Source organism: Butyrivibrio sp. TB, from assembly GCF_900110805.1.
Classification (GTDB): Bacteria; Bacillota; Clostridia; order Lachnospirales; family Lachnospiraceae; genus Butyrivibrio; species Butyrivibrio fibrisolvens_C.
The window spans coordinates 280198-296467 of sequence record NZ_FOER01000001.1 but is presented as its reverse complement, the minus strand read 5'-3'; the positions used below and the strand labels follow the sequence as shown (position 1 = coordinate 296467).

The following is a 16270-nucleotide window of genomic DNA, read 5'->3' as shown; positions in this document are numbered from 1 at the left end:
TATTTTATTGATAATATCTTTCTTTTCTATAAAAATGATATTGGAAGTATTCTCTTACATCAAGCCGATGTCCGGCTTTAATCCACATAATCCATTAAACTTAATATTTCTTCAAGGAGGTCTATGGAAAAACAAAATGCCTACAGCTACAATTCGAAACATCAAAAATAGAACCTCATGGCTGTTAACCACAAAGTTCCATTATTTTACATTTCGTCCTGATTTTAGTCTTTATATTATTATCAGCCCAATCTATTGGACTGCTATTATTTTCAGTATCAACCCTTTCCAGCTGTGAAAGAGATAGATGTCACAACATCATTCTCGATTGTAAATCCAAGTGTGAATCCCGAGATTATATAGTTGGCTGTTGTATAACCTGCATCGTCTGACTCAAAAGAAGGTGTACCGTAAGCGGCTTTAACATCGTCATAAGAATCACCTACAGAGATTCCCTTGCTGGTCTTTACATTCTTGCTATATGTAAAGATACCGGAGAGTTCCTTGTTGTCACCTTCTCCAAAAAGCTGGATAGTAAAATCATCATATACGAGGTTGCCAAATTCATCCTCTTTATCTGTTTCACCAAGCTTGGCTAATACTTCATCTGTATCGTCATATAATGAGATCTCAATAGTTCCATTTGACAGGGTTGTATCTGCCCTTTCATCTGTAGATTCATATGTTACAGGGGCGCTTGCATTGTCACCAGTCTCATCTTCAACCTGATCATCTGATACTACTTCAGCATTTTCGGCGTCGCTATTTGTATCGCTACCTGTCTTTGAGCATCCAACGATAGAAAAACATACTACTGCTGATAATAAAACTGCCTCTAATTTTTTCTTCATAATTATGTCTCCAATCTCTATTGTCTTTTTTGAAGTATGATGGGTATATCGTCACAAATGATGAGTTTACTCATAATCTTTTTGGTCAAAAGCATCTTGCGAATTACAAGTGCTATAGTCTCTCCCTATACTTGATATATATCATAAACAGATCTGTTAGGGTCAAAACTCATTTGTGCTCACCACATCGTCCATTGTAGAGTTTCAATCATTAAGTTCCAAGTGGCTAAATGTTTAAGATTTGTTTAAGACTTAAAAATATTGTTGAGGGCTACTAAGCGGAATGTGTCCTAGCTTCACCAAGTCCGGACAAAGATATACGCCTTCGATAATTATCAGTACTCAGACTTGTCTTAGTAAGCAAGACCACAGTCTCCACATGCGGTACTACCGCAAACAATTTAAACATACTGCGTAGATCCTGGGCTTTGATATGTTTACCCCTTATTACATAGTTTGGGGTGAAGGGGTTAAGAAATAGCGGACAACTATTTATACATCAACATCGATTTCCATTTATATGGATAATCAATATGTGCCATTACTATGTCTGATTTATACTTTCTCATTAGTTTTGCCAACGGCTTTACAAATTCCTCGTTCCATTTTTTATGATCCGGATACATCAGCTTCAGCATATATAGCTGCGCAAATAATCTCCTAGTAGGAATATACTTCTCACCTTGTGGCATCCTAGGTAACGCTGTGAATATCCAATAGTACAATCTAGAATAATGGGCACATTTATTTCGTAAATCAGTAAGACACCTAAACCAACTATCGAGTACCTGATAATTCACACCATATGTATTTTGTGCAATAGTCGCTTTATCTATATTAGGTAGATCACGATAAAAATATGAAAGCATTCCAATAGAAAAATACTCGATCAATACCCATATAGGAAAATGCCCACCATAATTATTCATATGATGCTTTACAACAAGTGTACGCTGGTTTTCAGCTATACAAGCTGACACACGTTGTAAAAAGGCATTGTGGTTATGTTTGCTATTATAATTTGTACTATCTGTATAGCCTTCTGCATCATACTTCTGAGAATGGTAATATGAAATCTGAGATTTTAAGTATATCTCTATTTCATCTATAGTTCCCATTATCAACTTTCTTAATTCAGAGTCAAAATAGTATATATTCTCTAATTGCTCAAAACTTGTATCTTCATGAAATTTTTTGTCTGTTTTTGAAATAAACGGAAGAAAATATCCCGAAAACCTATAATAGTTTACATGATTGAGAAACGAGATAACATTACCACTGTCGTTAATCTTAAGTCCCTTATTTCTTAATATCTCAACCTGCTCCTTATAAGTCTTAGACTTTTTAAGTTGCATAATAACCCCTAAAATAAAAATGTGCTCCCATTGGACACTTCAAAGAGAGGTGTGGGAGCTCCTGTTAGTTTCATTATAACAAAAGCTACTTTTTTTTCAATAACATTTTTCTGTTAAACTTATTGTTACGATATTTTCAATATTGTCTTTCCTTTCGACCCACCGGATGCCACCTTCTTCAGTGCCCTGTTCACATCACCCAAGTCATACACCTCATCTACGGATGCTTCTATATGGGTATCTTTAAAAATTCAAGCATTACTATCTCCTACTGTTTTAATATATTGGTCTGTCAGCCTTGGCAGTCCTACCAACAAGAACATAGGAAAGCAGGAACATCACAGCCACAAACCCGATGAAATAACCGTTCCCATCCTGCGATTCCATAGTAGCAATATAATCATATGCTCCATGTAAAAGAGCCGGAATTACAACTGCAAATATCCTGCAAAGCTTTGAACCAACATTTTCGTTTCTGTAGTCAAGTCTCTTTGCAATCCCATAAAAGATTCCCATGAAAACACCAAAGCAGGCATGCCCCGGAATTGCTGTGACAGCCCTTACTATGGCAGTTCCAAAGCCATAAATCATAACATAGCTGATGTTCTCCCACAATGCAAATCCAAGGGAAACAAAAACTGCATATACAACTCCATCGTACTGGCAATTAAACTCCCAGCTGCTCCATGTCTGTCTTTTCATGCAAAAATATTTCGAGCTTTCCTCAGCAAATGCAACAATGCCAAAGTAAAGGATTATGTTATATAGTGGCGATTCATACGGAACTACAAGCCCCAATATAGCAGACAATACTCGCTCCTCAACGAGTGCAAGCAGCGATGACAATATACCTGCTTTTATCAAAGTCCATATCATATATGGGCTCTCCCTCTCAAGCTTGTCTGACCTGTATACCTTTACCATCAGAAATATCGCAGGTATAACAGCTGCAGCTATAAGTATTCCGTTATAAACAAGATAAGGTGCAACAAGAAAATAGAACATTGTCATTCCTCCTCTTTACAAAATCACAGTATCCATCCTGCATCAGAAATAAGAATCTAACCGCGCTTCACAGTCCTCAACTTTTCTATCGGCTTCTTCGATGGCTTCAAAGGCATCATCATCTTTCATATTCTTTTCCCTCGTAGAAAAAATGCTACTGTAAAAACAAGGCCGCCCCAAATCGCTTTGGATCAGCCTTGTGATCTATCCTGCCAGTATATTCACTCTATAGTTTATATATAGAAACTATTTATTACTTATTCCTAATCTTCCTGCTCCTTTTTATCCTTCTGCCTCCTACTGTCGATCTTCTCTTTGACTTTACCTTTGATAGTCTCCTTAAGCTTTTTCTTAGCTCTTTTCCTGATAAGTTTCAAAACTATGAGGATGACTATAGGCAATAATAGGATGAGAAGCAAGGCTCCATGCTTTTTGAAGCTTTTACACTTTCTGTTTATGGCTCTTTTGATCTTTCTTTTTAGCAGGTATCTTTTAATCTTTTTAGGCATATAGTACCTCTTTGGCTTATATTGAGATTATCTACTCCGACTTATCTTAAGGATCTCATGGAGTATATCTTCAGTTGCCTTCATATCATCTTCGCAGTTCCGGCTTATCTCTATGCTGGACTGAGCAGACGCAGCGACTTCTTCGGAAGTTGCTGAGAGGTTACTGATGGCGTCCATGACTTTGACATTAGCTTCTACGCATTCTTCTACGTTGTCAGAGATCTTACCGGCTCTTGTGGTAAGTTCTGATACTTTCTCAAGGATTACTTCAAACTTCTCGCCTGTTTCTGTTATGAGCTCACCTTGCTCTGTGGCTGAGTCTACGCTCTTTTGCATATTGGCAGCAGCGGTTCCTACTTTTGCCAGAAGATCATCAATGGTGCTGGAGATCTGCTCTGCAGACTGTTTGGTATTTTCAGATAGTGTTCTTATCTCATCAGCTACTACAGCGAAGCCTTTACCGGCTTCGCCGGCTCTTGCAGCTTCTATAGATGCATTGAGAGCAAGAAGGTTAGTCTGACCGGATATATTTAAGATTGTATCAACGATTTCTTTGACAGTGCCGGCAGATTCCTGGAGATTTGTGGTCATGACTGCGGTTTCTGAATTAATGACAGAAGTCTCCTTGGACTTGGCATTGAGTGTCTTTACAAGTTTATTGCCTTCATTGATGTTGTCTGTGACTTCACCTGCGTTCCTACGCATAGCTCTTGACTGATGTGCTATGTCTTCAAGGGAGGAGGTGATACTGGAGTTCATCTGTGTCTGAGTCTGTATAGCTTCTGCTGTATTGGTTATAGCTGTAGATATCTGGCTTGATGCTTCGGCGCTATCTGTGACCTTCTCAGCGAGAGCTTCCATGGCGGTATTGGCAACTTCGAGCTTCTCGCCTATCTGCGTACTGATATTCCTGATAACTTCTGCATCTTCCTGCTGCTTGGCAGCAACTGCTTCTATCTCGTCTATGTTCTCAGAGTTCTGCCTGCTATTTAACCTTACATAGAATATCGCCATGAATGACAGAAGAAGCGCAAATACCGCGTCAGTTATTACAGCGAAGGTTCTATCTTCAACTTCAACAGAATATGTGAAAAACAGTGGCACGTACAGGATATTGATTGCAAGAACACCTATTGATGTTATGAAAGTAAGTCTTGTATCAGAATACAAAAGAACCAGTATTAGGAGCGCAGGACCAAATGCCCACATGTAGGTTATGTGGACTGATCCTGTCATGACTACAAGGTAGCTTAGTATCATGCATGCCATCATCAGGTACTGGCCTCTTGTTCTCTTCTTATATAAGGCAAAAAATACTATCGAGGCTATCAGTATGATCGCCTGTAAAGTTCCCATGACAGTGGTGTTAATAAAGCCTACTCTGTCAGAAGCATAAAGGAATGTAGCAAGAAGCTCGAAGATCTGGATGATAAGGCCGAATTTGAATGCTAAGATGTTACTTTCATAGATGTGTTTGTCTTTCATATCCATAGTTTTCTCCATTTTTGAAATAAGTTTGAAAATGTTCCTTTTTCAAATTTCATGTGACAATCATAGATATCATCTATATATATCGTCAGTAGTTATAGATTTTATAAGATATAGAAAACGCCAAGGTAACTATTTTTGTTAGAAACAGTTACCTTGGCCATTGTCAAGATTTATAATGATGTAGATAATATAACAAAAATCATACAGACTTATCAGATGAACTTAACCGCTGTTCCATAGGCCATAACTTCTGCAGCGCCCTGCATTACAGATGAAGATGTATATCTTACGCCTACTATTGCATCAGCGCCGAGGCTTTGCGCTTCATCCACCATACGCTTAGTAGCGATCTGCCTTGCTTCTACCAGCATATCCGTATAACCCTTGATCTCGCCGCCTACAAGTGTCTTCATGCCGGCCATAAAGTCCTTACCAAAATTCTTGGACTGCACTATAGTTCCTTTTACTATTCCGAGCACTTCAAAGTTCTGTCCAGGGATGGTTTCAATACTTACGAGCTTCATCGATCTCTCCTCCATCAATTTCATTTAATCTTTGTTTTAAAGCTACAATTGTTCCAACGATCATCGCTACGAATAACAATATTATGATCGCAATAAATCCAAAAGGTGTTTCAGGGTCAGTCATAGATGCCCAGCTTATGATTATGATCATAGCTATGAAAAAAGTAATGCTGACACATGCTGCGATAATAGGCCCCCGTTTAGTTTTCTTAATATCAGTCTTATTAACATCCATAAACCTAACGCCTCCTTTCTCAAGTTTTGTCATATCCTCAAGATAGGAGTCTGCCTTCAGATCATCAAAAGTATCCTGAGCCTCCATAATCTCTTTGCACATCTGTTTCATAGTATCAAGTTCTGTCTGACGATGTGTATAATAGGATATATGCCTGTCCAGGCAGTCTGTCATAGACACTTCTCCTGCTTCAAGCTTCCTGATCTCCTCGATCGGAACCTCTAATTTTCTCAAAAGCTTGATCTTATTAAGGATATCAACATCCTTTAGAGAATAGTCTCTGTAGCCGTTATCTTTGTTTCGCTCCGGACTGATAAGCCCCTGCTCTTCATAGAAGCGAATATTCTTTTTAGTAATTCCTACCAGCTCTTCAACTTGATTGATCTTCATGCGTTCTCCACAGTTTCATTATTTATTTTTAACCTCATGTCGCGAGTGAAACGAGTGACTAATGGTTCAAATTGGTGGAGCTCGCGACACCAATTTGGGTTTGAAAGTGGAACACTTTCAAACTTCTATATCTTCTAAATACTTTTTATATACGATTACAGCAAGAATTGCATTCACGATCACAAGTACCAGCTCGATCATATAATCTGAAAGATATGCTGCCATTATCACTGTGATGCAATCTACCAATGCATGTATCATTATTGAAAGGGCTACAAGATAGATTTTGTGCTCTTTCACAGCTTTATATACTATGTAAGACAAGCATATATGTAGCACTATAGCACATATTCTCTCAACTCCACCTAAGTAGAAGTCTAATGGGTTTGTGGTCCATAAAAGAGATATCTGCGCCATTGTCTGCTCCTTGACCTGCGGATCAAGCCCTGAAAGAGTAGCCTCAAAGGTGCCTTGATTGATCATAATAGAAGTGACCAGATTCGATATGGAAGTAAGACCTACGATGAGTATTGCCTCTATTCCTCCATGACCTACTCCATACATAAATGCATTTTGCTTGTTAAGGGCCTTTTTCTTGAACAGATTCATTGAAACGAATCGTCCAACTTCTTCGAAGATACCTGCAGCAAGTCCTCCATATACTGCCATTAAGATGAGATTGCCGGTCAGCGCCTCTCCAAAACGGTTGACCATCACATAATGAAGGAGCTGTTCTAATATAAGCGCAAACAGCACAAATGTTACTGCTCCTATCACGAACCAGATCAGCTTGGCATTCATCTTCTTAAATGCATAGATCATCAGCCCGATCGGAACTCCGATTGATACTATAAGACTAAAGCACATTCCTATAATTGATAATGTCGATACTGTTCCCATGTCTATCCTCCTATAAGCCTTTCTATTCTTTTAAGAAAAAATGTATTCCAAAATCAGATTTACATTTCTTAATTAGATTTACATTCCTTAATTAGATTTTGCATTTCTTAATTAGATTTTGCATTTCTTAATTAGATTTTGTATTTCTGAATTAGATTTGCATTCCTTATCAGATTACATATTTTTCTTATAAGAACTGCGGCTTTTTCATTAAGACTTGGCCTTGCCTTTACTTGAAATATAAACCTTCCACAAGGTGGAAGGTCAATACATTTTTGGAAAAAATATAAAAAATTTCTGTTTAATAAAAAAACGACTTAATAAAGTATAAATTAAGGGACAGTTCCAATGACTTTGACTTCCTGTCATTTAAACTGTCCCAATAATCTTTTTTGAATATCTTTTTTGAATCAGTCTGATTCGATCAATACAAATTCAGCACTAAACTTTCCGGGTTCTGTTCCACCCCAAGGCGAAAAATCAAACTCTTTATCTGAGATGCCTTCAACAGTTATGATATAGGTCTCATCATCTTTTTTCTTGATAGTGACGTAATAAGTCTCAGGATCTGATTCCCAGCTTTCCTCACATTCCATGGCTTCTTCGCTAACTCCGTCCCATGGTATGCTAAGAGACAAAGCCGCCGGTGAATCATCATCTACATAGAAGCTGAAATGGCTTCCCATATAATAAGCCGGACTAAAACTCACATAAGCATCACCATATTGATATTGGAAATCCTGAGTCCATATGGAGTCATCTTTTATTCCGTTAAAAGCTTCTGCGCCGCCGACATTATAAAGAACATAGTAGTCAACAGGAAGCTTTTCTATACCATCCATCCTTACATCTACCCAAGACAGGCATTCCTCTGTCATGGCAGAAAGTGATGCTCCGGGAAGGTATATAAGGAACTCATCAGCATCATCAAATCCATAAGGCTCGGTATATATATATCTGGTATCATCTTCTATCTCTGTGGTTCCGACTTTGTCAGCGTCTCTAAGGGTGAGTTCTAAGAGCTTTGTAGTATATATATACTCATCATCTGTAGGCTGTGGTACATCGAACTTACCTGTGAAATCACAGACATACATCGTGCCATTAGGATATCCTTCTCCCGTATCGCCCATATCAGAATCATAATAAGATCCGTCAAAAGAGCCGTCTTCAGAGATCGTTATATCTGTGCTCCATCCGCCTGCACCACTGGAGAAATAGAAAAATTCCGGCATTACAGCAAAGATATTTTCGTCTTCCGCAGCGGAACCTGCCTTACTGTCTTTGCTGTCTTTGTTATCTTTACTATCTTTGTTATCTTTACTATCTTTGTTATCTTTACTATCTTTGCTGTTCTTATCTGCTTTGCCTGTACCATCTTCATTATCTGTAGATGATGCAACTAAAGACGTAGATATTAGCGAAGATTTAGAATCATCTGTTTCAATTTCATTATGTTCATCCGCATCTGTTACGGATTCAGTATCTTGAGACTGTTCTTCACTGGATGTATCTACATCCTGACTATTTCCATTATTCCCAAGGGATATGTCAGCACAGCCTGTTATTAGAAGTAAGCATAATATAAGTGATAATAGTTTTTTTCCTAATCTTGTATAATTTGATCTTTTTTCCATAATTATTTAACCTCATACCGCTTGCAAACAGACGTATTATCGATATTTCGTTTACTTCATTAAAAATATTACTACTGTTATCGATACCGTGTCAATTTTAATCCAAAACGGCTTAAGCATCCAGTAAATCACGTACTACTAAGCACTGAGAAGTCCACCCCTTCGTCCGTTGTTACACCTACATACATCTTGTCAGTTGATCGCCCTGTTGAAAAGTAATGATCTACCACAAACTTTGCAGTAAATGGCATAGGCAGATCTGATACTTCATCAATAGGAAACCATTTACTTATTCCTTCGTTAGATTTAAGCTCATCATCGTAATCATCCTTTAACTTGGCAAAAAAGTAATAATTCTGCCTTATCTCGTCCTTGGTATATCTAAGGGTAACATATCTAAGAGTAAGCCCTTCAATATCATCCTCTTTTAGCCCAAGTTCCTCTCCCATCTCTCTTATAATACAAGCCTCAGGATCATTAAGCTCATTCTCCTCAAAGTGGCCACCTGCCGATCCGGTCCACACATCATTAACAACTCTCCCGCCCTGTCTATATAAAAGAAGTACCTTATCGCCTTTCAATAAGTATATAGCTGTCATATTCCTCAATTTGCCGCTCACAACCATGCCTCCATTTATTTAAACTTTTTAATACATTAAATATACTAACACAATATAGATATTATAACTATTACTTATCTGCACTTTAAACGAGTCCACATCTCCAATTGAGTTGTATTAGTCTATTACAAACTTCCCACTTGGACTGTGCAGTATCTACAAATACTTTTGAGAAATGGATAAAAGCTTGTCATGTTAGCTTTTTCTATACAAAAAGTATCCGATAAAGTGATCTCTCACCTTACCGGATACTCTTATTAATGGTCCCTTACCCCGTCCCTAGGGGCATTCTATCAGTTAAGTTCTTCAAGCGCTTCGTTAAGCTCCTGTGTACCTTCAAGTACAAATTTTCCGTCCTTGATGATTGTCTTCTGATATCCGTTCTTACCGTATACTGTGATCTCTCCCAGCTCATTATATGGAACAGTAATATCTGTATGGCAGCCAAAATATGCCTTCTCAGGATCGTCTTTTCTAAGAGAACTTACTTCGTTATCTCTTGCTATTATCTCTTTGCCGTCAGGATTGAATACTGCATGGTCTTCGCTGTGTGAATAGCATGTATCACCAAATGCAAAGTGAGGTCCTGTCTTTTCTGCAATGAGGATTGGAAGCTTAGCCTGGATATCATGCTTAATGCCCATTACATATGCAACAGTGTTAGTTCCGATAGCGAACTCGCCCATGGCAAGACTCTCATGATTTTTCATGATCTCGTCATCTACAAGCTTTTTGCCATCAGCAGGGTTTTCGAAATTACCGCACGAATAGTCTGTAACCATACCATCCTTTACTGTGAATGAAAGGTCAGTATATTTAAGGCCGTTTATGAAGACTTCTTTGACATGAAGAAGACCATTTGTTCCCTTAAGTACAGGAGATGTGAACACTTCACCAAGAGGAATATTCACGTCATCAAGGCAGTTCTCGAAATTGGTCTCCTTCTCAGGATTCTTGAGCTCATGGAATGAAACTGTAAGCTCTGTCTTGTTGCCGTTCATACCCTTGATAACAGCATGATCACCAAGGTCAAGAGCATCGATAATAGCCTGCTGGATCTTCTGATATTTTTCTCTGGGAAGAGTATTGACCTTAACTGTATCTGCAAATATCTGCTCGAACTTATCACCAATCTCAGGAACAGGATAAGCTATTATTGCAAAACTTCTCTCTTCACCTGGAAGGAACTGTGTGCGAAGAAGCGCGGCTTTATTTATAAGTGATGCATAAAGAGGTCTTTGTTTTTCATCAAATGCAGGTGCTTCCTTCTTTCTGACAGGTGCAAAGTCTCTCTCTCCAAAAATTTCGATGGCAGCAGGTCCGCCGTGGGATCTAACCTTGTCTTTGATGCTCTCATAAGCCTTGCGGAAAGCAGAAAGATATGTATCAACGAAAGCTTCATCAAGGTAAAGTGCCATATCCTGTTTATGGTCAAAATCACTCTGCTTGTTCTCAGCTCCGGACGTTACGAGGAATGTGCTTGCAAGTCCCATTTCTTTAAACTGCTCGGCAGCAGTCTTCACCATCTTTTCAAATCCAACGTTATAGTAAATGCAAACTGACTTTTTCTTGTCAAAATCAACTCCCATAACTTCAAAACCCTTGCGATAGCCTTTTGTAAGGGTGCCAGCCATGGCTGTAAGATCAGAATCAGACAGAGAATCGATGAACTTAGCTGTTCTTACCTCATTATCAGAAACAGGAAGGCCGTATAGATACAGGAATCTGTAATCGCCGGGCTTAACCTTATTTAAGATTTCTGTAACCTTATGATTATCAGGATCATACTGTCTATGGATTGCTTCCATAGCGATAAGATCAATGTACTTGGTCTGATGATCTTTAATAGCCTTCTTCCATGCGTCTACATCTGCGCCTTCTTTATAAAGGTTGTAGATCTCAAGGAAAAGCTCTATAGCTATTACATATCTCTCTTTTCTGTTATTAAAAATGTGTGTATTTCCAAATACAAGCTTTTCTGCAAGTAAAGCGATGATCTGACCCTTATCTCCATACACATTTGCTGCCTTAGTAGGATTTACAAAAGAGTCCTCATAGTTTGCCTCAAGCTTCCAGTTATAAAGCTCATCATTATTTGCCTTCATTGCAGCTTCGTCAAGTTCATAAAATGATCCATCTGTAAGCTTATCATATGTTTCAAGCTGAAGAGTTACAAGCTTTGCTGCCTGGGCAAAAAAGCTGTCTTCCTTCTCAGATGTGAGAATTCCGGCTATTTCGTCCTTGACCTTAGTAAAGCGGTCGTTAAGTTCTTTGATATCTGCTTCGTTATTCATTTTCTTTATCCGGCTAATGCCTTGTCCTTTCATTTATTCTTTATATTCATTATGTATATCTAACATTACATTAGACAATGATAACACAATAGTAGTCCCGATAACAGCTAGCATGGTAAAATTTATATAAAAAATATCTTTTGCCAGGATAAATTAAAAAAACTTCAAACCAGCTGCCATAAAAGAACAAATCGGATATTCTTCATAAAGGCCTCCTTTGTGAATAAAAAGCGGCTGTTTACAATAGTTCCTAATACGACAGTATCATATATGAAGCAGTAATAATATAGTACCTTTTTGAGCATCAGTTGTTAGATCATAATTAAACCTTGAACTCATAATCCCTATTATTCGCTACATAGCCACATCGACAGGCTAAACTACAGTCTTGAATTATTATCCTAAAAATGTTATTCTTGTGAAGCTATGATTTTCTTCGTAGCATCTTTTTCCAATCAGGAGAGGCTGTTGCAGTTCTTGCAGATGCCAATTTCAACGATTGAGAGAATTATTTTAATGAAGGAGGCATGTGTACATGCAAGAAGAAAATAAGAAGGATGCATCGATCTATTCAGATTTTGCTTATGACGATGCATTCAGGACTATGGAGACGGAATGCGATGATATTTTGATTCCTTTCGTCAATCATTTTTACAATGAACATTATGATAAGACTGCAAAAATAACACGTCTTAGAAATGAGCACTTTATTGAACATGAAGATCAGTCTGATGAAAAGAGGATCACAGATTCTCATTTTAGGATTACTCAGGGAGAAATCAGTAAAATTTATCATTTTGAGTGTGAAAGCAAGCCTTATGATAATTCCATTCTAGTAAGACTGTTTGAATATGGTTCTCAGATTGCCACTGATGAAAGCAGCAATGATGGTACTGTTCTAAAAGTAAGATTCCCCTATACCGGGCTGTTACTACTTCGCAGGTCTAATAAAGCTCAAGATACTGCTAAGGTCATCATCGAGACACCGGGTGGGGATGTAAGCTATGATATAGCTATTAAGAAGATGTCCAATTACACTATAGAACAGCTCTTTGATAATAGACTGTATTTTATGATTCCCTTCTATATCTTCAATTTTGAGAGGGATTTTAACAAAATAAACAGAGATGAAGATAAAACGGAAGCACTGGCAGAAATTTTCCGCAGCCTCCTGAAAAGACTGGATTATGAGCTTGAAGCTGGCAACTTGTCAGTATTTTCCTATGATGTTATCATTAGGTTAACACACAAGGTAGTTTATAAGCTTACTATGAATCACGCTAAGGTACAGGAGAAGGTAGGTGATATTATGGGTGGAAAGGTATTGGATTTACCTGAGATAAGACTCTTCCACGAAGCTAAGAATCTTGGACTCGCTGAAGGCGAAGAAGAGAGAAAAAAGCTTGCTGATGAAAATGAGAAGCTATCCAATGAGAATGAATTGCTACGAAAAGAGATTGAACGATTGAAGAATAATAACAAATAAATGTCAAAAAACTCCCGGTACAATGTCTATCATTATACTGGGAGCTTTTTGACAATTTGATTCATTATAAATAATTTCTATAACCGGTTCTAACCAAAACGATACCCTCTACCAAGTCCTAAACTATGAATAGCTTTAGCCAGTCACAAATTTACAGATCCGCACTACTTGTTTCTTTGCTCATGTTTTGTGGGTCGTAAATTCATATTCGATTTCGAGCAAGCTCGAATCGAAATGACTTTTGACACTTATGTCATATTATTTTGTACGCACTACTCTCTTACTCTGACTTATCGCTCCTACAGGACACACCAGTGAGCATAGCTGACAGCCAACACACTTACTTCCGTTTAGTCTTACATTACGGCTGTCTTCAGAATAAACAAGTGCCTGATGACCTCCATCACGGCAGCTTATATAGCATCTTCCGCAGCCTATACATTTGTCCTGATCTATTATTGGAAAAACGACTGTGTCTCTTTCCACTTCATCATTTTCTTTGATAGAATCTGTTGCAGCACCTATAAGCTGACTTATTGATGTATAACCGCGCTGAGCCATATAAATTTTTAGCCCCGTTATAAGATCATCAATGATACGATAGCCGTATTCCATTACAGCTGTTGTAACCTGAAGACTACCTGCTCCAAGGAGGATGAACTCAAGTCCGTCGCGCCAGGTCTCTATTCCGCCCATTCCGCTTATATGATGCCCCTTGATCTCAGGACATGTTGCCATTTCTGATATAAATCGAAGTGCTATAGGTTTAACAGCTACTCCTGAATATCCGCCCAGCATGGAACTTCCATGTACTGCCGGCAGAGCTACCAGCGTGTCTATATTTACTCCTGTGATAGATTTTATAGTATTGATAGCAGCGATACCATTGGCGCCGCCTCTTATAGCAGCTATGGCAGGTACTCTCATATCAGTAATATTGGGGGTCATCTTGGCAAGGATGGGTAAGTGTGTTCCTCTTCTTGTAGCTCTTGTATATCTTTCTACAGTATCCGGATCCTGACCTACATCAGAGCCTGTTCCTTTGGCTTCCATATTGGGACATGAGAAGTTGCATTCGATCACATCAGCGCCTGCATCAGTGCACCTTTTGGCAAGATATTCCCATTCCTGTTCATCACGGCCCATTATAGATGCAATAATAACTTTATTGGGAAACTTCTCCTTAAGCTTTTTAAAAACTTCCATGTTCTCTTCTACGCTATGATCAGATAGCTGCTCTATGTTCTTAAATCCATAGAACTTGCCGGTTGCTGTCTTAACAGCAGAAAACCTGGGAGAAGCCTCATGTATGTCCATCATACAGATAGTCTTAAAGGCAGCACCTGCCCATCCCATCTCAAAAGCTCTTTCGCACATTTCATAGTTACTGGCTACTACTGATGATGACAAAAGGAAGGGATTTTCTAGCTTCACGCCACATATATCCGTCGATATGTCTACATTATCAAGGGCTTTGAGCCCTCCAATTTCTGAAAGATTTTCTAATTTCTTCTTTTCATCCTGAAGACCTTTTAGTATAAGTGGGATATCAACCTTTCTGGGACAGGAATAGATAAGCTCGCGAGAGTCTCTTTCGGTATAATCATCCGGAAGAAGGCTTGCTGCAAGAATTGCATTATCAAAATACATTGCTCGTATGATCCTGGCAATGTCTATTTTTTTAGTATAGTCTCTACTATTTTCTCCTATACCACAAGACTTAGAGCAGGGAGCATCATGACACAAACTGCATTTGGCGATTTCACTTTTGATCCTGTAATCCATATACGACCCTCCGTATATAAACATAGACTATTTTGTGACTGGCTTTCTCTGTAGTTTTTATAGTTTCTCTATAATGTCTCCACAATTTTCTGCTATATCTTTCGGCTAAAAACACAACAATCCTCACAATATATCGTAGCATATAATGTGAGGATTATATAGAGAGTTATATTTTCTTGATATGTTTGATAATATGACTAACTCAAACTTCGCACTTGTCAAACATACGCCCCCTCTGAGACAGAGTCGATACGGCCTGTTTAGACATGTAATTTGATTAAATATGAATGAGCCAGCACACTATAACTAACTTCCACTTGGACGAACCGGCATTCCCAAAGCCTAAGTTAGTTACTCTTCTACTACAACGCTTGCGATATAATCTACATCTTCAGGGCATGCAATAGACGGATCATCAAGTACAAGCTTTGAATCCACGCCGTGGTCCTTCAGGCTTGTCATAAAGTGACAGATAGCAATTCCAAGGTCTATCTTCTGAAGGTCTCCTGTACTTGGATTTATATATCCTTTGTCTTTTTTCTCATAGAAATGATATATATTGTCTTGTCTTACTATTCTCCACGGCTGCTTGTTAACAGCTGAGGGAGCCCATCTGACATGTTCAAGTGCAAGTCTTACTTCATCACTTGTATCTCCCATAGCTTTATCGAACTCGTCCTGGAAGAAGAGTTTTGATGCATCCTTTCTGGTGTCTGCCTTGATACCGGTTCTCATGAGATTCTCCTTTATGGATCTCTTATCTGCAGGAATACCGATTGGTGTCACACATGGCATCATCTCACCATCTTTAAGGCCGGCTGCCTGCTCGAATATCTCTCTTTTCATGGTTCCGCCTATCATGACAGTACCTATTCCAAGAGCCTTGGCACACAGCATCATAAGTTCAAATGAATATCCATATGCTTCTTCAGCATGCTCTATCTTTGGAACAGTGGCTATAACATACGCCTCTTCGCCTGCTATTACCGGACTTGAAAGTCCATTAGCATCCTTATCAAATATTTCGAACTTAACAGGAATATCATAAGGATTCTTTATATCCTTGATGAATTCTTTAAAAGTGCTTAGTTTATCAGAATCTATCTTCTGATTTGCATTAAATGTTCTTACACTCTTTCTTTCGAGCATGTACTGGGATAATTTCATAACTTTTGTCGCCTTTCTTTA

14 protein-coding genes are annotated in these 16270 nt (G+C 38.4%); 1 reads left to right on the top strand and 13 read right to left on the bottom strand.

The genetic code is table 11. The annotated features are described in order from the left end of the window. Nucleotides 1-278: 278 nt before the first annotated feature. From BMX21_RS01260 to BMX21_RS01210, 11 genes are all read right to left on the bottom strand, one after another. Nucleotides 279-851 carry a hypothetical protein gene (locus BMX21_RS01260; RefSeq protein ID WP_092040324.1) on the bottom strand — a complete coding sequence of 191 codons (573 nt, stop codon included), beginning with the start codon at nucleotides 849-851 and terminating at the stop codon, nucleotides 279-281. Nucleotides 852-1339: 488 nt separating this feature from the next. Continuing rightward, nucleotides 1340-2206, bottom strand: a complete 867-nt coding sequence (locus tag BMX21_RS01255; RefSeq protein ID WP_092040321.1) for an Abi family protein — start codon at nucleotides 2204-2206, stop codon at nucleotides 1340-1342. A gap of 276 nt (nucleotides 2207-2482) precedes the next feature. Continuing rightward, complete coding sequence (locus tag BMX21_RS01250) at nucleotides 2483-3211, bottom strand: PrsW family intramembrane metalloprotease (RefSeq protein WP_092040317.1); 729 nt, start codon at nucleotides 3209-3211, stop codon at nucleotides 2483-2485. A gap of 263 nt (nucleotides 3212-3474) precedes the next feature. Beyond that, nucleotides 3475-3720 (bottom strand): hypothetical protein, encoded by a 246-nt coding sequence (locus tag BMX21_RS01245; protein WP_092040313.1) that lies wholly within the window; start codon nucleotides 3718-3720, stop codon nucleotides 3475-3477. A gap of 27 nt (nucleotides 3721-3747) precedes the next feature. Further along, nucleotides 3748-5211 carry a methyl-accepting chemotaxis protein gene (locus tag BMX21_RS01240; RefSeq protein ID WP_092040309.1) on the bottom strand — a complete coding sequence of 488 codons (1464 nt, stop codon included), beginning with the start codon at nucleotides 5209-5211 and terminating at the stop codon, nucleotides 3748-3750. 212 nt (nucleotides 5212-5423) lie between these two features. Continuing rightward, complete coding sequence (locus tag BMX21_RS01235) at nucleotides 5424-5735, bottom strand: YbjQ family protein (RefSeq protein WP_092040304.1); 312 nt, start codon at nucleotides 5733-5735, stop codon at nucleotides 5424-5426. After that, entirely contained in the window at nucleotides 5716-6360 is a 645-nt protein-coding gene (locus BMX21_RS01230) for a MerR family transcriptional regulator (protein WP_022759004.1), read from the bottom strand. The genes BMX21_RS01235 and BMX21_RS01230 overlap by 20 nt, the downstream gene beginning before the upstream one ends. A gap of 117 nt (nucleotides 6361-6477) precedes the next feature. Next, nucleotides 6478-7260: a YhfC family intramembrane metalloprotease gene (locus BMX21_RS01225; RefSeq protein WP_092040301.1), complete on the bottom strand. Its 783-nt coding sequence runs from the start codon at nucleotides 7258-7260 to the stop codon at nucleotides 6478-6480. Between the two features lie 410 nt (nucleotides 7261-7670). Continuing rightward, nucleotides 7671-8897, bottom strand: a complete 1227-nt coding sequence (locus BMX21_RS01220; RefSeq protein WP_022753870.1) for a hypothetical protein — start codon at nucleotides 8895-8897, stop codon at nucleotides 7671-7673. A gap of 128 nt (nucleotides 8898-9025) precedes the next feature. Beyond that, the gene (locus BMX21_RS01215; RefSeq protein ID WP_092040297.1) at nucleotides 9026-9517 is read right to left on the bottom strand and encodes an NUDIX domain-containing protein; all 492 of its coding nucleotides are present in this window, start codon (nucleotides 9515-9517) and stop codon (nucleotides 9026-9028) included. A 293-nt stretch (nucleotides 9518-9810) separates the two neighbouring features. Beyond that, a complete protein-coding gene (locus BMX21_RS01210) occupies nucleotides 9811-11811 on the bottom strand; it encodes an aminopeptidase (protein ID WP_177173879.1) in 2001 nt (666 codons plus the stop codon). 535 nt (nucleotides 11812-12346) lie between these two features. Between BMX21_RS01210 and BMX21_RS01205 the strand changes: the two genes are divergently transcribed. Further along, on the top strand, nucleotides 12347-13297 hold the full coding sequence (locus BMX21_RS01205) for a bZIP transcription factor (protein WP_092040291.1): 951 nt from the start codon (nucleotides 12347-12349) through the stop codon (nucleotides 13295-13297). Between the two features lie 258 nt (nucleotides 13298-13555). Here the strand turns inward: BMX21_RS01205 and preA are convergent, their stop codons facing one another. Together preA and BMX21_RS01195 are read right to left on the bottom strand one after the other, a co-directional pair. Beyond that, entirely contained in the window at nucleotides 13556-15082 is a 1527-nt protein-coding gene (gene preA, locus BMX21_RS01200) for an NAD-dependent dihydropyrimidine dehydrogenase subunit PreA (RefSeq protein WP_092040286.1), read from the bottom strand. 351 nt (nucleotides 15083-15433) lie between these two features. Then, on the bottom strand, nucleotides 15434-16249 hold the full coding sequence (locus tag BMX21_RS01195; protein ID WP_092040282.1) for a nitroreductase family protein: 816 nt from the start codon (nucleotides 16247-16249) through the stop codon (nucleotides 15434-15436). Between the last annotated feature and the right edge of the window lie 21 nt (nucleotides 16250-16270).